The organism is Motilimonas pumila, from assembly GCF_003596335.1.
Taxonomy (GTDB): Bacteria; Pseudomonadota; Gammaproteobacteria; order Enterobacterales; family CBDFNC01; genus Motilimonas; species Motilimonas pumila.
This window is the reverse complement of the sequence record NZ_QZCH01000027.1, coordinates 1-19,355: the sequence shown is the minus strand read 5'-3', so window position 1 is coordinate 19,355 and position 19,355 is coordinate 1. Positions and strand designations below refer to the sequence as shown.

Annotated in this window: 19 protein-coding genes; 12 read left to right on the top strand and 7 right to left on the bottom strand. The window is 45.2% G+C overall.

Annotation, left to right across the window (positions count from 1 at the left end):
- Window positions 1-491: 491 nt before the first annotated feature.
- The 3 genes from D1Z90_RS16750 to D1Z90_RS16740 all read right to left on the bottom strand — a co-directional run bounded on the left by D1Z90_RS16750 (window position 492) and on the right by D1Z90_RS16740 (window position 4,217).
- A complete protein-coding gene (locus D1Z90_RS16750; RefSeq protein ID WP_119911944.1) occupies window positions 492-1,397 on the bottom strand; it encodes a LysR family transcriptional regulator in 906 nt (301 codons plus the stop codon).
- 165 nt (window positions 1,398-1,562) lie between these two features.
- On the bottom strand, window positions 1,563-3,155 hold the full coding sequence (locus D1Z90_RS16745; protein WP_119911943.1) for a ferric reductase-like transmembrane domain-containing protein: 1,593 nt from the start codon (window positions 3,153-3,155) through the stop codon (window positions 1,563-1,565).
- 33 nt (window positions 3,156-3,188) lie between these two features.
- Window positions 3,189-4,217 (bottom strand): ethylbenzene dehydrogenase-related protein, encoded by a 1,029-nt coding sequence (locus tag D1Z90_RS16740; RefSeq protein ID WP_119911942.1) that lies wholly within the window; start codon window positions 4,215-4,217, stop codon window positions 3,189-3,191.
- Window positions 4,218-4,439: 222 nt separating this feature from the next.
- Here D1Z90_RS16740 and D1Z90_RS16735 point away from each other — a divergent pair, with 222 nt between their 5' ends.
- Together D1Z90_RS16735 and D1Z90_RS16730 are read left to right on the top strand one after the other, a co-directional pair.
- Window positions 4,440-4,877 (top strand): GNAT family N-acetyltransferase, encoded by a 438-nt coding sequence (locus tag D1Z90_RS16735; RefSeq protein ID WP_119911941.1) that lies wholly within the window; start codon window positions 4,440-4,442, stop codon window positions 4,875-4,877.
- A gap of 98 nt (window positions 4,878-4,975) precedes the next feature.
- Window positions 4,976-5,404, top strand: a complete 429-nt coding sequence (locus D1Z90_RS16730; protein ID WP_119911940.1) for a DUF4399 domain-containing protein — start codon at window positions 4,976-4,978, stop codon at window positions 5,402-5,404.
- 106 nt (window positions 5,405-5,510) lie between these two features.
- Here D1Z90_RS16730 and D1Z90_RS16725 read toward each other — a convergent pair whose 3' ends face one another.
- On the bottom strand, window positions 5,511-6,581 hold the full coding sequence (locus D1Z90_RS16725) for a branched-chain amino acid aminotransferase (protein ID WP_119911939.1): 1,071 nt from the start codon (window positions 6,579-6,581) through the stop codon (window positions 5,511-5,513).
- Between the two features lie 526 nt (window positions 6,582-7,107).
- Entirely contained in the window at window positions 7,108-7,572 is a 465-nt protein-coding gene (locus D1Z90_RS16720) for a Spy/CpxP family protein refolding chaperone (protein WP_119911938.1), read from the bottom strand.
- A 461-nt stretch (window positions 7,573-8,033) separates the two neighbouring features.
- Here D1Z90_RS16720 and D1Z90_RS16715 point away from each other — a divergent pair, with 461 nt between their 5' ends.
- Window positions 8,034-8,693: a hypothetical protein gene (locus D1Z90_RS16715; protein WP_119911937.1), complete on the top strand. Its 660-nt coding sequence runs from the start codon at window positions 8,034-8,036 to the stop codon at window positions 8,691-8,693.
- A 77-nt stretch (window positions 8,694-8,770) separates the two neighbouring features.
- Here the strand turns inward: D1Z90_RS16715 and D1Z90_RS16710 are convergent, their stop codons facing one another.
- Complete coding sequence (locus D1Z90_RS16710) at window positions 8,771-9,376, bottom strand: acetate uptake transporter (RefSeq protein WP_119911936.1); 606 nt, start codon at window positions 9,374-9,376, stop codon at window positions 8,771-8,773.
- 637 nt (window positions 9,377-10,013) lie between these two features.
- Here D1Z90_RS16710 and D1Z90_RS16705 point away from each other — a divergent pair.
- The 8 genes from D1Z90_RS16705 to D1Z90_RS16670 all read left to right on the top strand — a co-directional run bounded on the left by D1Z90_RS16705 (window position 10,014) and on the right by D1Z90_RS16670 (window position 17,235).
- Window positions 10,014-10,784 carry an ABC transporter ATP-binding protein gene (locus D1Z90_RS16705; RefSeq protein WP_119911935.1) on the top strand — a complete coding sequence of 257 codons (771 nt, stop codon included), beginning with the start codon at window positions 10,014-10,016 and terminating at the stop codon, window positions 10,782-10,784.
- Window positions 10,785-10,840: 56 nt separating this feature from the next.
- Window positions 10,841-11,614, top strand: a complete 774-nt coding sequence (locus D1Z90_RS16700) for an ABC transporter substrate-binding protein (RefSeq protein ID WP_119911934.1) — start codon at window positions 10,841-10,843, stop codon at window positions 11,612-11,614.
- A gap of 57 nt (window positions 11,615-11,671) precedes the next feature.
- Entirely contained in the window at window positions 11,672-12,412 is a 741-nt protein-coding gene (locus D1Z90_RS16695; RefSeq protein WP_119911933.1) for an ABC transporter permease, read from the top strand.
- Between the two features lie 4 nt (window positions 12,413-12,416).
- Window positions 12,417-13,226 (top strand): ABC transporter permease, encoded by an 810-nt coding sequence (locus tag D1Z90_RS16690; protein ID WP_232525281.1) that lies wholly within the window; start codon window positions 12,417-12,419, stop codon window positions 13,224-13,226.
- A gap of 76 nt (window positions 13,227-13,302) precedes the next feature.
- Window positions 13,303-13,995 carry a TIGR01621 family pseudouridine synthase gene (locus D1Z90_RS16685; protein WP_119911972.1) on the top strand — a complete coding sequence of 231 codons (693 nt, stop codon included), beginning with the start codon at window positions 13,303-13,305 and terminating at the stop codon, window positions 13,993-13,995.
- 139 nt (window positions 13,996-14,134) lie between these two features.
- Complete coding sequence (gene gltS / locus D1Z90_RS16680; RefSeq protein WP_198419243.1) at window positions 14,135-15,364, top strand: sodium/glutamate symporter; 1,230 nt, start codon at window positions 14,135-14,137, stop codon at window positions 15,362-15,364.
- Between the two features lie 369 nt (window positions 15,365-15,733).
- Complete coding sequence (cspE, locus tag D1Z90_RS16675) at window positions 15,734-15,940, top strand: transcription antiterminator/RNA stability regulator CspE (protein ID WP_119911932.1); 207 nt, start codon at window positions 15,734-15,736, stop codon at window positions 15,938-15,940.
- A 125-nt stretch (window positions 15,941-16,065) separates the two neighbouring features.
- The gene (locus tag D1Z90_RS16670) at window positions 16,066-17,235 is read left to right on the top strand and encodes an MFS transporter (protein ID WP_119911931.1); all 1,170 of its coding nucleotides are present in this window, start codon (window positions 16,066-16,068) and stop codon (window positions 17,233-17,235) included.
- An 89-nt stretch (window positions 17,236-17,324) separates the two neighbouring features.
- Here D1Z90_RS16670 and D1Z90_RS16665 read toward each other — a convergent pair whose 3' ends face one another.
- Window positions 17,325-18,290, bottom strand: coding sequence for an integron integrase (locus D1Z90_RS16665; RefSeq protein ID WP_119911930.1), 966 nt, complete (start codon window positions 18,288-18,290; stop codon window positions 17,325-17,327).
- A gap of 341 nt (window positions 18,291-18,631) precedes the next feature.
- On the opposite strand from D1Z90_RS16665, the gene D1Z90_RS16660 reads away from it, so the two are divergent.
- Window positions 18,632-19,039, top strand: a complete 408-nt coding sequence (locus D1Z90_RS16660) for a hypothetical protein (protein WP_119911929.1) — start codon at window positions 18,632-18,634, stop codon at window positions 19,037-19,039.
- Window positions 19,040-19,355 lie beyond the last annotated feature (316 nt).

The window sequence follows — 19,355 nt, the reverse complement described above, 5'->3', positions numbered from 1 at the left end:
GGAGCAACAGCGCATAGCCCATTGGTTTCATCCTGCGGTTATCATAAGGCGAGTATGGCGCGGGCTCAACAAGTTGGTTTGCAGTGATTTGCGTGTTTTCTCCCCTTGGCATTTAACTCTTACGTAGCGCCTAAAGCCCCACTGAGTGGATAATGACTTTGCTTAAAAGATACGAGCCCTCTGTTTTTACGGCCAGCAAGGATGTGTATTTTAAGTCAGATGAACAAAGGCAACACGAGATCAGTGCCAATCGATTTTAACCTTGACGATATTAAAATGCCAAGTGCGAATGTGGCCAGCACCGTGGCCTATAAATATGCCAAAAAGCCTGTGGTCACTTGGCTAAATCACATATTGGTGGGGTTGGCAAAGGACAAGCTGTAAAGGGTAAACACTCAATGGCGTAACCTAGGCCAGTATCTTTTGCCTTCCCAGGCCTTATTGGCACGCAGCATGGCTTTGAAAGTCCTTAAAATACTGCTGCTAACGGGTTATTGGCTTGCACTGGCCATTTGTTGCCAGTGCTGGTCTATCCATTGCTTTAACATCACATATCGCTGGGCAAGAGGCTGGTGTTTACGCTGCAACAAGTACAATGCTTCGGTTACCGGTGCTTGAGTTGGCGCGATGTATAAGTCTTGTTGGTGGTTATAGGCTTTGATCGCGCTCAGTGGCAATACGGTCGCTCCTATGCCTTGGCGCACCGGTTGCAATATTTGGTGAATTTGATTGATGTACCCGATCACCGGAAAGTCGCTGCTGTGGCAGCTGTCGAAGCCCGGATGACCGCATTTATTTAAAAATAACTGCAAATAATGCTCCAGATCGGGATGGGCTATCATGGCGCACTGCTGTAAAAGTTCAACCGTGATAGGTTTGTCTTGATAGCGCTTTGGCAGTACCAAGCACAAAGGCTCATCCCCTAGTAATTGTGCCGATAACCTAGCATCAATGGGCGGTTGGGTTACGATGCCAAGTTGTATATCACCGTTGGCCACGGCACTGATAATTCGATGGTTGGGCGCCACTTCAAGGTGGATCTGCAGCGGGTGTTGCTGTTGTAAGTTGAGTAATTGGGGGTAGAGCCACAGCGCCATGGAACCTGAACAAGCCAAGCGGCAGTCACCTTGATACGGATCGTCGTGCTGTATTTGAGCCAGCAAGGCTTGTTCGCGCGCAGCATGTTGCAGGGCATAGTCATACAAAATGCGGCCCGCTTCGGTTAGCTCAAATCGCTTGTTGATCCGGCGAATCAAACTTTGACGGCAGCTTTGTTCAAGTTTTTGAACGTGTTGGCTAACACCCGGTTGGGTCATATTTAATTTCTCAGCGGTGTGGGTAAAGTGACCCACCTCGACCAAGGTTCTAAAGGTGTGTAACCAAACGGGATTAAGCATGCTCGCCTCATTAATAAAAATTATTATCTAGAGGGTAATTGATAACTTTTGGTTTGTGAAATGGATTTTGAGGGCTTAAGCCTGCTTAGTTTGCCTCAGACCGTTCGGAGTTTATGTTTGGCTTAAAGCATAAAACCAGCATCCTAAGATGCTGGTTGTTGCCATTTAAAACTGTTCACAAATGGTTTTCCAGCCTTGGCGTTTACCAGCTTTTTTGGCCGCGGCCATCATGGGCTCTGGACCACAAGTAAAAATGGTCGGTTTGCGGACAAAACCTTGTCGAGTGCACACCGCGTCAAAGTCTGGTCGGCCATGGCTTAGCAAAATGTGATCCTGCCACTTCGACTCTTGTGCCAGTGTTTGTAACCAAGCCGGGTAGGCTTGCGACGAGGTGAGGTAACACTCTACGGTGATTTGCGTGCCAAAACGCTGCATCAGTTTGCAGAGCATGGGCTCAATCCATGCGAGCAGCTTCGCCTCTCTTAATACCCAAATCAAGGTGATTTTCTGCGGTTGTTTGGTGCCTGCTAACCATGCGTATAGCAAACTAATGATAGGCGTAATGCCAATGCCGCCTGCCACCAATAGCCAGTGTTGTTTATGCTTAGCATAAGCCATAGGGCTTGCCCATGCGCCGCGTACGTCCATCATTAATTCACCATGTTGTGCCAGTTCATTGGTCCAACGACCAACCCGTTGCACCTTGATGATGGCCCGGCCTTGGGGATCTGTCATACCGGTTAAGCTGAAATCATGCCAATCTTGGTCGACGAGTTGGCGCGACTTCAATTGCACATAATGACCTGCCTGATTGTTTATATGGGGGGGCAGGGCAAGGTGCAATAAAACAAAGCCGGGTAACGATTGATCAACTTCACACGCGACTTGTCGATACCGTCGTAAACTGCGGTTGATGGTGAGCTCGGCAAACAAGACCAAACAAGGTGCAAGCAGCCACTCTAATCGAGGGACATGCAATAAGGATAGAATGGCGATTAAATAACCGAGGCGATGTATGTGGCGAAATGCGCGGTAATTTTTGCGCCTAAACCACATTAACGAGGTAAACCATATCAAACTAAACAGTGCAAACATCAATAGCCCAGACATATTGATGCGAAATTGCCTTGAAAGCCAACCTGAATAAGACAAAGACACGACTTCATCATAGGTTTGCAACGGCAAATCATTGATGGCGTAGGTCATGGTTGAGTCTTTTGAGTGACATTTGGTGCAATCTTCGGTCATCAAGGGGGCGATGTCCGTTTCATACAAACTACGGCTGCGTCCTTGAGCTATCCATTGCGCAACTAAGTCAATGCTTTCATCTTCACTCACAAACTCATACATGGTGGTTTTCATTGACCGCACCAAGTCGGGCTCTGAGCCCACTAACACAGGCACAAAGTCTTCTTCTAGGGTGTCAAAATACAGCAAGTATTGGCTGCCATGTAGCAAAGCAAATATCATTAACAAATGGCCTAACCACTTGTGCAATGACTTTACTCGGCGAATGGGCAAAAGCTGGCTGATTTTAAATTGGCTGAGCCAGGTTAAACTGTTGCGCATTACGGGCAACCAAAACAGCGCCATCAGTACTAGCAAACAATATGCCGCCACACGACCCAGTTGCAAATAGATATTGGTGGTTTCGTTTGACTCGTAGTACCAACCTAAATAAGCCTGATAAGTCAGGCCTGCTATCAGGCAAAGTAGCCATACTAGGCTAAAAATATTGAGGGTTTGAATCCATCTCATGATCAAAAAAGGCGGCAATGCCGCCTTATTCCATTATTTGGCAAAGGTGAATTTAATCGCTTTATTGTGGTACAAGTGGTTGATTTGACTGTTATCAAATGCGGCCACGCCAAAGTGATAGGTTTTGCTTAGGTCGGTAAATTGTAAGTCGTGTGTATTATCGTCGGTCACGCGTTTACGTTTAACTTCTAAGTGCCAAGATTTACCGTCCCAATAGCCGTAACTTTCTACGTCAGCCCGAGAGCCGGTAAACGGCGAGGTGATAATGCCAGGTACCATGTCACCGGTTTGGTAGTTATCAACAAATGGCACTTTGTTTTTGTCTTCCAGCCAGTAGGTAAATTGACTCGGGTCTTGCAACTGATAGGCTGGGCCACTTTTGTCTTCGTTAAAGTTGTTATAGTAACCGCCACCGGTTTTGTGGTCTGGGTGTCGCCCCCATTTTTTGTTGGTGTTTTTCTCGCTGTCAACGTAGCCATCATCTATTTGGCGGTTGATATTGGTACGAGTCCCTTTCCATTGCCACTCGTCAATGAGGTAATCGTTTTTGGTGTAATGGCGACCTGATGAATCATCGGCAATGCCGTCAATCATGCCTTCTTCCGCCATATGGCAAGACTTATCACAGCCTTTTTTGGCAAAGCCTTTTTCATTAATATTCCAAAACACAGCCAACTTATCTTCATACCAGGTGTTTTCATGCTTGGTACTGTCTAAGTTTTTCATGTGCTTCCAGCTGCCATCTGCTTGTTTTTGCCACGGAAATCGTTGATAGTCTTGGTCTTCATCTTCCCAGCTAAACATCCAATACACGTACTGCTCATCGTACAAGCTACGCACTTGCATTTCTGTGCGCTTCAGGCCTTCATAGCCGTTATTTGGCTCGTACGGTAATTCGTCTAACTTCACTGTGACCACGTGAGATTGTTGCCAAGCATCGTCAAACTTTCCATCTATGGTGATGTCTGCTTGAGTTTTTTGGCTTTCTAATGCCAAACCCTTTGCGGCGTGTGCTTGACCGGCTAAACCGATCGAAGCGATTATCGGTATGATTTTATTCATTTTTATATTTCTTGTTGCGTTTAAAGGTCGCGAATATTAATGATATTGATAATTGGTATCAACCAGTTTTTTGTCTTTTTTGTTATTTGATTGAGGTCATAAAAATGTGTGGAACTTATCAAAATTAAACCGCGCGACAGCTTTAATTACCATGAGTGAAATCGTTCAAGAAGTGGCATCCAATGCTGCTAAGATAGGGGCAAAGCAATAAAAGGAGTAATGATGCATATAGAAATGATCAGTTGGCAGCAAGCGTTGCCAATTCGCCAGCAAGTATTGTGGCCGAATAAGTCGCTGTCATTTTGCCAAGTAGAGGGTGATGAACTCGGGTTGCACTTTGGCGCTTTTAAGTCTGTTTCCGCCGCTACCACGCAGGCGTTTGAGCATTCTCAGTTAGTCGCTGTGGCTTCAGTGTATATCGCAGGAGACAGGGCTCGACTGCGCAAATTTGCCACTTTACCTGAGCATCAAAACCAAGGTATTGGCACGGCGATGATCCATCACATTTTGACAGAGTTGCAACGGCATCAGGTAAAGGTATTTTGGTGTGACGCCAGAGCCAGCGCGGTGGGTTTTTATGAGCAATTTTCAATGACGCGACACGGTGCGGTTTTTACCAAGTCAGGCGTGGAATATTACAAAATGCAGCGTTTATTGTAATCGCGGGTTCACTTTAGCCAGATACGCTAAGCTTACATCAACGTCGAAGAGTATTCGACATTGGCTTATTGAGCGTTATTAAAGTGAAGGAGTGGGTTATGAAATCTGTGTGGAGCGCGCTGCTAGTATTGCTATTGACCGTGAGTCCATGGGCGCAAGCTGATGGTCATGTGTCTAGTGCACCTGATAATGCCAAGGTGTATATTATTTCACCGGCTGACGGTGACACGGTGACTGGCCCTGTCACCGTGGTGTTTGGCCTTGAGAATATGGGGGTTGCACCTGCTGGGGTGAACAAAGAAAATACCGGTCATCACCACCTACTGATAGATGTGGAAACCTTACCGGATTTAAGCCTTCCTTTGCCTGCCACGGAGCAAGTTAAACACTTTGGCGCAGGCCAAACTCAAACTCAAATCACCTTAAAACCCGGCAAGCACACTTTACAGTTGTTACTAGGCAACTATGCCCATGTGCCTCACCAGCAGCCTGTCATGTCTGAAAAAATCACCATTATGGTAGAGTAGGGCTTTACGTTTGGCGGTGAAGTATCGCCAAAAACCAAAGCCAAAAACTAAAAAAGCTCAATGGCGCTGACCATTGAGCTTTTTGCAGGCAGACATTGCGCGGTAATTATACCTCTAAGGTTTTAACCCATCCAAAACGATCTTCTTTGGTGCCGTATTGTATGCCCGTCAACTCGTCGTAAAGGTGTTTTGAGACTTCGCCGGTTTCATTATTGTTAATGACGTATTCTTGGTCTTGGAAGCTAAACTTGCCGACGGGAGAAATCACCGCCGCGGTGCCGCAACCAAATACCTCGGTAACTTTACCGGCTTTAATATCAGCCAGAATTTGGTTGATGTCTAAGCGCTCTTCGCTCACTTCATAACCAATGGCCGGGGCCAGTTTTAAAATAGAATCGCGAGTAATACCCGGTAAGATGCTGCCACTCAGTGCCGGCGTGACAATGCGTTTGTCCTCGTAAACGAAGCAAATATTCATGGCGCCGACTTCTTCAATAAAGCGGCCTTCTACAGCGTCTAACCAAAGCACTTGTGAGAAGCCTTGTTTTGCCACTTCTTCAGAAGCGTACAAACTTGCCGCGTAGTTACCACCTGTTTTGGCTTCGCCTACACCGCCTTTTACCGCGCGGCGATATTTGTCAGCCACGTACACACCGATTGGTGTTAAACCACCGCTAAAGTAGCTGCCAGCAGGGCCGGTAATGATAAAGTGACAGTAATTGGCACTGGCACCGAGGCCGAGTTTTGGACTGGTGGCAATCATGGTCGGACGAATGTACAAGGACGATCCTTGTTGGTCTGGCACCCATTGGTGGTCTAGCATTAATAATTGCTGCAGTGCATCAAGGTGAAAGTCTACCGCAACTTCCGGCATAACCATGCGTGTGGCAGAGCGGTTGAAACGTTTAAAGTTTTCTTCCGGACGGAACAGGTTAATTTTACCTTCTGGCGTACGGTAGGCTTTTAAGCCTTCAAAAATCTCTTGGCTGTAGTGTAAAACCGCGGCAGAAGGCGATAACGATAAGTTATGGAAAGGGCTAATAAGCGCCTCGTGCCAGCCCTGCTCAGGGGTATAGTTCTGGGTGAACATATGATCAGAAAAAATAGAGCCAAAGCTAAATTCTTGCGGGCATGAGCCGCGTGCTGCAAGCTCCAGAGGTTTGATTTCGATAGACATTCTTTTTCCTGTGAATATTTACACTAGCAAGACGTTGCCATTGTCAGCTCAAGCGCGTGTCTTCCATGTTTGAGTGGCGCCATAGGGGCAATGTCACCTCAGTGAATCGCCGGCAATTCGTCTGCAGTTAGCCTGTTATTACTAATACCAAAAAGCCCAATCGTGCGCCATTGCCATGGTGACTTAACAGTCATATCAAGAGCATGATGATGCAAGGGTGGGGTTTTCAGACCACTGATGGCGTCACTATAGCACTGTTCTTAGGCGGAATAGAAAACAAAAATGCGTTGAAATAGGGATGTTGTGGTACTGAAAGGTAAAAAAGTGGTTAAAATTTTCAAAAGGAGGCCATGAGGGCGTGAAAGGAAGGACTGTGGTAGCCCGTAATAGGCTTGCCTAGCCAGAGACTCGGTCGCGCAAAGAGTGAGCTTCCTCAGTAGCGCAGTCAGCCTATAACAGAGAAGCCAACCCATGGCTGGCTTCGTTGTATTCATTAATGACTTTGCCAATTAACAGTTAGGCGCGGCTATTGCGTTGGACAATGGCGTTCACCTTTTCCCTTTCCTTTACCGCGTGGCTTTTTTTCCGCTTGTTTTTGCTTGAACTCTTGCCATTGCTGTTTTTGCTCTGGCGTCAGAATCGCGAAAAACTGCGCTTTAGCGTCTGCTTTTATTAGCATCATTTGTTCAACACGTTCGCCTTTTGCTTTCGCCATGACCGCCATTTGGCTTTGGTATTCACTGTCATCAGGGCTCAGTTTAGCCATTTGTTGGCGCTGCTCTTTGGCAGGCTTAAGGGCTTTTAATTTTGCTTTGGTATCGGCTTTTATTTGGTCAGCTTGAGTTTGCTGTGCATCGGTCAATTGCAAGACATATTCATTAACAAAGTTTTGCATTTCACCGTGACCACCACGTTGGTGATGGCCTTTGGCCAACGCTGCGCCACTGAATACGGTCGCTGCAATAGTCAACGCGATTAATTGCTTTTTCATCTTTACTCTCCATTGGTTGGGAACAACATAAGTGTGTAAAACAAATGAGGAAGAAATGGGGAAGCTGGCGTAAATCAGTGTAAAGGCAGGTAAAAGTAGCGGATTAATCGTTCTTGAACGGTTTAATCCGGCTATCTGGCAGCTGGGGTGGCAAAAATGACGCTCTGTCACCTTGAGTGGAGGTCATGCCTTGGCAAGCTAAGCTATAAAGTCAGCAGCGATAGTCATACTTCATAGTGATAGATGTAATAATATCGATGCAAAATTAAATTGATTTCATCTTTTTTTTATTAAATTGTGATAGTGTTGGCCAAATTTTAAATTGTTACTGACTAATTACATTTTTCGATGGTAAGCCGAGTACAGGTCATTAATATATATGATGTTTTACTGGAAAAGGTTGAGCGAATTCGAGTTTAAAATGGCGTTCGCGATCCACTGAAAGATCCACAAGGCACGATATGACAGTTATTTTAGCGATTTTATTGGTGGTGTTATTAACCCTGATATTATTGGTGAACAAAGCCGCAGCTGGTTCGGTTGAGCAGCTTAGGTACCCAGAAAATACATTAGAGCAAGTACATTTTATTGACGATGCTGAGTTTCAAGCTGCGTGCAATGAGCTCAACGCGTGGGCTGAAGCAAAGGGTTTTTTCCTTGATTGTTACTTCTTGTCACATACCCAACAAAAAAGCCAGACCATTAAATGTGCGGCGTGGTGGTCGTTGAATGAAAAGACTTGGCTGTTACTGTATTTTAGCCAAGGCAAAGCCGATACCGATTTTGTTACCAAGTACTCCCACACTTTGGGGGTGACTACTTGTTCAACGAAAGACGCGCTAACCCTACCCAATATTCCAAATGCTTACACCCAGTGCTTTACTCAGTTGTCAGTGCAAGAGCTATATAAGCGTCACTTACTTGCTTGCAGTGAGTTAGAGCAGCAACAGTCTATTCTACCGGTAGCTAAGCAAGACTTGTTCGAAGAAATTAAAGCGTCGATGTTACGACAAGTTGATTATGTGACGCAGTTGCCGCTATGGCGACACCGCGGTGCTTATTGGTACTTTATCCGCCGAAATCTAAAAGTTAATCGGCCCATTTCTAAATTCACGGCTTAGCGCTTTGGCTGCATGCGACATTTACGTATAAAAAAAGCGACCAAAGGTCGCTTTTTTCAATTTTACAAGCCAGGTAATTAGGCGGCTTGTACTTGGCCTTGCTCAGCTGTTTCAAGCGCTGGCTTTTTGTTGCCTAATGGCAATACTTCGCGACCTAGCTCACCGTTGATGACGGTCGCCATCGCGGTATAAATGGCGCTGGCACCACAGATGATACCTTCAAAACCGGCAAGGGTACCAATAAGCTCAGAGCCAGTGAAGTCGCGGGCTGCTAATAGGAAGAAAAGCACCGTTAAGCTGGCAAAGATAAATTGCGTTGCCTTGTTGTGGCTTAGCGTACCCACAAACATAAATGCGGTGAAGATACCCCACATTAACAAGTAAAAGCCCATGTAAGCGTGTGGCGTAGCTTCAGCCAAGCCAAGCTCAGGCAAAATCAATAGTACGACGAGGCTGATCCAGAAAAAGCCGTATGAAGTGAATGCGGTTAAACCGAAGGTATTGCCTTTTTTGAACTCAAGAATACCCGCGATGACTTGCGCCAGACCGCCGTAACACAAACCCATTGCTAAAATCATCGCACTGATTGGGAAAAAACCCGCGTTGTGGATGTTTAACAGAACCGTTGTCATACCAAAGCCCATTAAACCAAGGGGACCTGGATTTGCGTAATTTGCAGACACGTTAACGTGCTCCTATTGATTTGATTAAAAAGAGCGCGAAATGTATCAGGATCTAGATCACATTAATAGCGAAATTCAACCTATTTTCGGATTTTAATTTTAATGCAAATTGCTGCTAGCAATTTTACCTAATGTTGTTAACAACCTGGCTACATTGCTCGATGTTTGCTCAAGTTAGTCACGAATTTTAGACAACAACTAGATGTAAATTATGCCTTTATTGATTTTTATGTAAATATTTTTGGGTAGAATATAAGCACTTGTTGTTATTGTTAATCTTGTTAATACTTCAGCTAAGTAAAGATGACTAAATATGTATGTTACATCAAGGTTGCGAGGGTTTGCGCTTGTTCTAATGAAGCACCATATTTCAGCTGCTTAATCCTCTAGATCAAGAAAGGCAACAGCGGCTAATAAAAATATCAAATAAATAGTAAGTTGAGTATTTATGCTGTAACGGTGAATGATTAGATGCTAGATTTCTGTCTTATTTAGGTTTTTAAAACCATTTGCTTAACAGTATTGGGGTTGAAATCTTGTTAAAAAGCCAGCTCGGTGGTAGTTTGCCCAGCAATTTTTTTACTAACCTTATTGAATGTTATCTCAATGCGCATGAGAAAGGACCTTTGAAATCACTATGAGTCAACAAGCGACCCTAGCAGTAAAGGATCTCCATAAAACTTTTGGTAGCCACAAAGTGCTTAAAGGTATCGATTTGACGGCCAATCAAGGCGACGTCATCTCTATTTTGGGCTCTTCTGGCTCGGGTAAAAGTACTTTTTTACGTTGCATTAATTTGCTCGAAATGCCCAATGCTGGCGACGTTTACGTCAAAGGTGAGTTGATTAAAATGAAAAACGTGAAAGGCGGTGAGCGATTACCAGTAGACCAAAAACAAGTGGAAGCCATTCGTTCTCGTCTGGCCATGGTGTTTCAAGGGTTTAACTTATGGTCTCATATGACGGTGCTGGAGAACATAATTGAAGCGCCAGTTCATGTTTTAGGTGTACCGAAAAAAGAAGCGATTGAGCAGGGCGAAGCGCTGTTGCAGAAAGTAGGACTATACGAGCGCAAAGGGTATTACCCAGGCCATTTATCTGGCGGCCAGCAGCAACGTGCGGCAATCGCTCGAGCGTTGGCAGTAGACCCAGAAGTGATGCTATTTGATGAGCCCACCTCGGCCCTAGACCCGGAACTTGTCGGTGAGGTATTAACCGTGATGCGCGAATTAGCCGAAGAAGGCCGCACCATGTTGGTTGTTACCCATGAGATGGCATTTGCCCGTGACGTTTCTAACAAGGTGATGTTTTTACACCAAGGTTTGGTTGAAGAGCAGGGCGCACCAGAAGATATTTTTAATAACCCTACGTCAGAGCGGTTTAAACAGTTTATTTCTACGGTTTATTAGTTAAATAACAAAGCGCGTACAGTGCGCTTCACAGATTACCAAGCAAGGAGAACAGGATGAAAAAGCTAATTGTAGCAGCGGCAATTTTGGCTAGCGCCATGGGTGTAGCGCAAGCAAAAGAATGGAAGAATGTACGCATCGGCGTAGAAGGCGCGTACCCTCCGTTTAGCAAAACCGAAGCCAATGGCGAAGTCACCGGATTTGACATTGATATCGCCAATGCCTTGTGTGAAGAAATGAAAGTCAAATGTACCATGGTAAAGCAAGACTGGGACGGTATTATTCCAGCGTTGTTAGCCCGTAAATACGACGCCATTATTGCGACCATGGACATCACTGAAGAACGTAAAAAGAAAGTAGCGTTTTCAGATAAATATCAGCACATTCCGGCTCGCTTTGCGGCGAAAAAGGGCACTGGCATTGAGCTCACAAACGCATTTATGAAAGGCAAAAAAGTGGGCGTTCAACGTGCCACGTCAATGGATACTTATGTCACGGATAACTTCAGCGATGCAGAAGTTAAGCGTTACGGCACGGCGGATGAAGCTTATCTTGATTTAAAATCTGGCCGTATTGATTACGTGATGATTGACTCTGCGGCTATCTCAAGTGGCTTGTTGAACAAACCAGGCGGCGATGCGTTTGAGTTTGTTGGACCGAAACTGAACGATCCTAAGTGGTTTGGTGAAGGCGCGGGCATTGCCATGCGCAAGAAAGACACAGAACTGGCCGAGAAATTTAACGCGGCCATTAAAGCCATTCGTGCCAATGGTAAATATAAAGAAATCCAAGACAAGTACTTTGATTTTGACGTTTACGGCGACCAGTAAGTTGCTACTCAAGGGGCTTAGGCCCCTTTTTCATTGTTATAGGTTACCCATATTCTCATGTTAGACCTGCAAGGTTATGAAGCCAGCATTTTGAGTGGCTCTTGGGTCACGCTTCAAGTGGCGCTACTGTCTTTGCTGCTGGCGATGCTATTGGGCATTGTTGGCGCGATGTCAAAACTGTCGAGCTTTGCTCCCCTAAGATGGCTTGCGACGGCGTACACAACGGTGATCCGTGGCATTCCCGATCTTATCTTAATGATGTTGATTTTCTTTGGTGGGCAGCTATTCATCAATGATTTTAGCGCTAATACTAACGAATGGCTTAATGACTACTTCAGTCAGCAAAACCCGCAGCACGAATGGACCAGTTATTTACCGGATTATATCGATGTCAGCCCGTTTTTTGCAGGTATCGCGACGATAGGCTTTATCTTTGGCGCCTACATGGCGGAAACATTTCGCGGCGCGATTATTGCTGTTGACAAGGGGCAGTTAGAAGCCGCTCGTGCTTATGGCATGAGTCAATGGCAAGTGTTTCACCGGGTGATGTTTCCTCAAATGATGCGACACGCGTTGCCGGGGTTTGGTAACAACTGGTTAGTGTTACTGAAAACCACGGCTTTGGTTTCCATCATTGGCCTTGAAGACATGGTAAAAGCCGCTGGCGATGCTGGTGGCTCAACCCAAATGCCATTTACGTTTTATTTTATCGTGGCGTTGATATTTTTATTTTTCACCGCTATTTCGACCACTTTGCTCAAGCGTGCCGAGCAGAAATACGCCATTGTGACGAGGTAATACTATGAATGCTATCGGGCAATGGTTGATGCAGTTTGAATACGTGCAACTGCTACAACAAGAATGGCCGCTGTACCTTGAAGGCATGTGGACCACTTTTTGGTTAGTGGCACTATCGCTGTTTCTCGGCCTATTTATTGCTGTGCCTGCGGGCATTATGCGTAACAGCAGCCAGGCCAAATGGCGCTTACCGGCGTGGGCATTTATCTACTTCTTTCGCGGGACCCCGCTGCTGATCCAGCTGTTTCTGATTTATTACGGTGCGGGCCAGTTTTTGGGCGGCGCGGATAGCTGGCAAGTGACGCAAGTCGATAACCCAAGCGCTTGGCAGCAAATTGTGCTGGTGTTACAAAGCGTGTGGTTTAGCTTGTGTGGCTACATTTGGCATTGGCTGCAAGAAGCCTGGTTTTGTGCGCTGTTGGCATTCACCCTCAACACCGGTGCTTACACCGCAGAGATTGTTCGCGGCAGCATTAATACCATGCCAGTAGGCGAGATAGAGGCGGCCAAAGCGTTTGGTATGAATCAGGTTAAGATTATGTCACGCATTATCTTACCGAGTGCGTTTCGCCGCGCGCTACCGGCGTACAGTAACGAAGTGATCTTTATGTTGCACGGCAGTGCGTTGGCAGGGGTGGTGACTATTGTTGACTTAACCGGGGCTGCAAGAATTGTAAATTCTCGCTATTATGCGCCGTTTGAAGCCTTTATTACCGCTGGCTTGTTATACATGTTGATGACCTTTGTGATTGTTTACGTCTTTAAGCTGTGGGAAAAGCGCTGGCATAAACACCTCAAACCACTGCAAGTGTAATAAAGCGATAAGGGCCCACGGGCCCTTTTTTATTGCCAGCCATTGCTGCAGGACAACCATGACAACACAATACCCCATGTTTACCTTAGTGGCAGATGAGCCCGATTACTTAGTGGTTAACAAGCACGCCGGCGTGAACTTTCACGTTGAAGATGGCGAGGCGGGTTTAGTGGCAAGCGTGAGTGAAACGTTTGGCTACCCGTTATTTAGTGTTCATCGACTGGACAAAATGACGTCTGGTTTGCTGGTTTTAGCGAAATCTTCACTCGCCGCTGCGCAATTTACCGCGCTGTTTAGCGAACGCCAAGTGGGCAAGATTTATTTAGCGCTAAGCCAGAAAAAAACCAAAAAGAAGCAAGGCTTAATTAAAGGCGACATGGCCAAGTCGCGTCGTGGGAGCTACAAATTATTGACTAGCTGCCAGCAGCCAGCACTGACCCAATTTAAAAGTCACAGTTTACTGCCCGGTATGCGTTTGTTTATTTTAAAACCGGCGACAGGTAAAACCCATCAACTTCGGGTGGCTTTAAAGAGTTTAGGCGCGCCTATCTTAGGAGATGAGCGGTACGGCGGCGGAGACAGCGACAGAGGCTATTTGCATGCCTATGAGCTGAGTTTCAGTTGGCAAGGCCAAATAAAACATTATTCATGTTTGCCTACCAGCGGGCAATTTTTTCAGCCGGGGCTTTTGCAGCAGGCGATTGTCGCCTTACATGAACAGAGTTTACTTTTGTTAAATTGGCCAAGCCTGAACTCGCCACGTAATTAATCAAGCCGATTAAAGTGCTTATATGTTTATGATTTGATAAATTAAAGCGCTTTTTCAAGCAGAGTGTCGTAAGCCAGCCTTAACACATCTGCTTTATTTATTTTTGATACATTTCTAGATTGCCAAATAAGGAAACTGAATGGATATATCGATAGACAATGGGGTGTTGCATTTAGACTCATTCATTGCCGTCACAACGGGCATTATGGTGTTATTCATAGGACGCCGAATTAACCTAATGGTCGCTGCACTGAGAGAGTTCAGCATTCCTGAGCCTGTGTCTGGGGGCATTTTATTTTCAGTGTTGTTTGCCCTGATTTACGCTGTATTTGATGTGGAAGTTCAGTTTGATTTATTCGCCCGTGATGTGCTGTTGGTTTACTTTTTTACCACTATCGGCATTAACGCCAGCTTAAAAGACTTGCTCAAAGGCGGTATGCCACTGGTGATTCTTCTAGGCATTACCATTGGCTATATGCTGGTGCAGAACTTTACCGGCATGGGCATTGCTTCGATGTTTGACTTAGGGACCCCAGTTGGCTTGTTGGGCGGCAGTGTGTCTTTGATTGGTGGCCACGGCACCGCGATTGCCTGGGCACCTAAAATCTCGGAAGGCTTTGGCGTGACCAATGCAATGGAAATAGGCATCGCCTGTGCGACGTTTGGCTTGATTTTGGCCAGCTTAATGGGCGGTCCGATAGCCAAGTTTTTGATTACACGCCATAACCTCACGCCCGACAAAGTAGAGCCAATGGATGTTGGCGTGCAAGAAAATAAACAAGACAACAGCATTACGGCGTTTGATTTTCTTGACGCTGTGTTTGCGCTGCACGTGTGTATTATGCTGGGTTACATTTTAAACGGTACGCTGACTGAAATGGGCCTTGAGCTGCCAATGTTTGTAACGTGTTTGTTTGCCGGCATTGTGATGACAAACTTAATGCCTAAAAACATTAAGCGCTTTTCCGGCACAAAGTGGCCCTCTCGTAAACCTGCTATCGCGCTTATTGCGGATATTTCGTTGGGTACGTTCCTGGCGATGTCACTGATGAGCATGCAGCTGTGGACGTTAATTGATTTAGCCGGTCCTATTTTTGCTATTTTGGGCGCGCAATTTATTGTTGCGATTTTGGTCAATATTTTCATTGTATTCCCAAGCATGGGCAAAAACTATGACGCTGCGGTCATTTGTTCTGGCTTTGGGGGGATTTCTTTAGGCTCTACGCCAACTGCAATGGCAAACATGTCGGCAGTTTCACAGCGCTACGGAAACTCTCATCTGGCCTTTATTATTGTGCCTTTGGTGTGTGCATTCTTTATTGATTTAGCCAATGCGGTAATGATCCCTTACTTCTTAAGTAATTTCTAACGGATTGATTTTTCCGCCAGTTAGCGCCATTCACTTTGTGCAATGGCGTTGGCTATAGAATTCACTGTTACCAAGGGGTTTAGGGATTTTAGGTAGCACGAATCACTAGTTGAAAATGGCAACAAAAGACAAATATTGTGATCAAGAAAAGGATAGCCTGAGATTATTAGCAGATATTATTCGTTGACAAGTAGTAGAAGGGGTTTATAATTCTGGTCAGCTAGAAAGTTCGGTTTATATTTATGCACACCACTCGGATACTTGAGAAATCTCTTAATATCCTGTTTTCATAAGTAATAGCAAAATTTCCAGCAAAACATCTGCTCAAATTATTGAGCTTTAATTACTCTTGATTACAGGAAAAAGACTATGTCTACTACTACTGGTACAGTAAAATGGTTCAACGAAGCTAAAGGTTTCGGTTTTATTCAACAAGAAAACGGTCCTGACGTATTTGCACACTTCCGTGCAATCCAAGGTACTGGCTTCAAAACTCTTGCTGAAGGCCAAAAAGTACAGTTTGAAGTAACTCAAGGCCAAAAAGGTCCTCAAGCTGAGAACATCGTACCTCTATAACTTAGAGTCGATTCTTAGTTGCAAAAACGAGACTTAACGTCTCGTTTTTTTTTGCCTTCGTTTTGTTGTTTTTCTCTCCATTAAGCATATTATCAACTTCTTACCCTTCGAAATAGACCGCCTTGATGAACAAAAACGTCTACCTGTTGACGCTCTGCCAAGCCTTGTTAATGTCTGGCAATATCGTGTTAATTTCTGTAGTGGGGCTGATTGGCCAACAACTTGCGCCAAATAGCTCTTTAATTACCTTACCTGTAGCCATGCAGTTTGTTGGCTTAATGGCTGCGACTATGCCTGCGTCGTTTATTATGTCTAAGGTGGGGCGCAAACGCGGTTTTATGTTAGGAAACGTGATTGGTATTCTGGGCGCTGGTTTGGTGGTTTGGGCGTTGAGTGTGGAACACTTTTGGCTATTTTGCCTGGCTGCCAGTTTGCTGGGGGTGGGAATTGGCTTTGGATCTTTGTACCGTTTTGCCGCACTTGAAGTGGCTGCTCCGGAACAACGCAGCCAAGCCATGTCTTTTTCGATGGCCGGCGGGGTGCTGGCGGCCATTGTTGGCCCTAACTTAGCGGTGCACAGTCAAACTTGGTTTGGCGGTGAGCTGTACAGCGGCGCATTTTTGGTTGTGATGCTGTTAAACGTGCTTGCTTTAGTACTGCTAACCTTGGTCAAGCTGCCTCCATATACTCAGCACCATGAGCAAGGTGCGCAACCTTTGCTGGCGGTGATACGTAGCCCTGGTTATGCCACCGCTGTATTTACCGCGGTCGTGGCCTACGCCGTGATGAACTTATTAATGACAGTGACACCGTTAGCCATGCTGCACTGTGGCTTTGCTTTTCCTCAGGCGGCCGGTGTGATCAAATGGCATGTGTTAGGCATGTTTGCCCCGGCTTTCTTTACTGGCCATTTGATTCAACGGTTTGGTTGCAAGTGCATGATCTTTGCGGGTGCTGCACTGTTTATCGCCTGCATTGGCGTGAACTGGCATGGTACCAGTTTGTGGCATTTTCGTGTTGCACTTACATTGCTTGGTGTAGGTTGGAATTTTATGTTTATTGCCGCTACGCAAGCGTTAACTCAAACCTATCAAGAGCAAAATAAGGCAAAAGCTCAAGGCTTTAACGAGTTTATGGTGTTTGCCAGTGTGGCTTTTACTTCGTTGCTGTCGGGTTGGCTCGACGCGCAAGTAGGTTGGCAGCAGCTTAACCTGTGGGTATTGCCTGTTATCATCGCCGTTGTGCTGGTGATGCTGATACCTAGCCAAAGAAAAGATAATCATCGTCAAGTTTAAGCTGATAAGTGGCAACCGCATAGCGTATGTAGACTAGATTGTGTGTTCACTGTTTAAAACACTCTCTGGGAATCGCTTTTTTAAGGGTTTTAGCTCTGCAGGCGATCAGCGGGACTGAGGGTATGAGCAAAGCGCGAACCCATTACATGGGTGTATATCTCTGTTGTCCGTAAGTCAGTATGACCAAGCAACTCTTGCACGGTGCGAATATCGACTCCATTGAGCAATAACTGGGTTGCAAAAGAGTGGCGGAAAGTATGCGCGGTGACCCGTTTAGTTACGTGCGATTGCTGCACAGCTTGGCGCAATGCTCTGCGAAAGGTGGTCTCGTGAATATGGTGGCGACACATGTACTCGTCGTGAGGATGTTGTCCGAGGTGAGAGGAAGGAAATAAATACTGCCAAGCTGCATCCTTAGCTGCACTTTGGTATTTTCTGATTAACGCCGGTGGTAACGACGTTAAGCCATATCCCTGTGCAATATCTTGTCGGTGAATTTGCAAAGAAAATTGAATTTGCTGCTGTAAGGCATCCAGTAAGCAGTGGGGCAGCAAGGTATACCTGTCTTTTGCCCCTTTGCCGCGAAAGATAAATAAGGTGTGATTATCAAAATTGACATCTTTCACTCTCAGCCTAAGTGCTTCATTAATCCGTAAGCCGCAGCCATACAAAATAGCGGCGATAAGCCAATTTCTGCCCGTTAAGTAAGCAAAAATTTGTTGTACCTCATGATGACTCAATACACATGGCATGCGCTTGGGTGCTCTGGTGTATTGGTAAGCAAGCTGCGTGATTTCAATGTGCAAAATGTGTTTATACATAAACATTAAAGCGCACAGCGCTTGGTTTTGTGTCGCGCTGCTGACATTTCTCTGGTTCGCTAAATATGACAGGAAACTCTCAATCTCACTATTCGCCAATTCCTTTGGGTGACGTTTATGGTTGAATAGAATAAAGGACTTGATCCAATAGAGGTAAGATTTTTCAGTTCTTATACTGTAGTGCCGTGTGCGCATTTCCGCGCGTACTTCTTCTAAAAAAGGAGAGCGACTCATGGTGACCTCTTTAACTGTGTTTATATACAGTTATAATGACTATTCTTGAATTTGTCGCGTTATTCGAGATGATTTTTGGCTCGAATAATACGAAGGTTTTCGTAACAAATTGAAATTATTGCGCTTTTAGGCTTTTCGTTTTTATTTAACGAGAATGTCACTCTCGCTAAACACGTTTCTCGGTTTCTCCGCGCATTTTAGTGAGCGATCGTTTGTAGCGATTGCACTAAAGTGCTAAATTTACATGAATTTTTAATCAAAAGATGTGAGTGCCCGCTTCGCACTGTTTTGTGTATATGCGGAATGCTCGCTAATAAGCTGTTAGAAGCCCATGGGAATTTATGCATCAATTATCCGAAGCAACGAGAATTGTTGAAAGTACGTTAGAAAACTATAAATATGAGTTTCATGATTTAGTCAAAAGGAACTCCGAAAATTGTATTAATCATAACAAAATTGCTTGTGATTTTTTCGTTGACATTCCTTCTTTGATGAATGGTACTTGGGGGATTTACGCGGGGTTAAATATTGATTCCATGCCTGAATTTAAAGAGTTTGATTGGTATGAAATATTATCAATTGATAAGAGCAGAGATCCTGAAGACTCATACATTCCACTACTTGATTTATCATATAAACTTGGTTATTTATGGATAGAAAAGCAATTGTCTATCTTAAAATCAGAAATTAATGGTATTGAAATTAGGCTATATCACAATGGCAGTTCGGAATATCAAGTACTGTCGTAATAGGCTTCTAACAAGTTGCTTAAACGGACGTGATAACAGTTGGCTCACGCTCGTTCCTCGCAAGTTTAGCCAACTATTTCACGCCGCTTAGCAAGGCGTTGATATGATTCCCACTGTCAACGAGCGCGTGACTATCCCTACCAAAAATGTTCGGCATGGGAGAGAAACTTAAGTGAGTGCACCTTTGGCAAGAAAGTTCGGCGGTTGACCTTGCTGATATTCGCGGGTTTGGTTATCCGCATGACTTGTTTTCGCCGCTGGAGCCTTGCCTCAGTCTATGAGCGCGTATGTTAACGCATAACGCCGTCGAGGATTA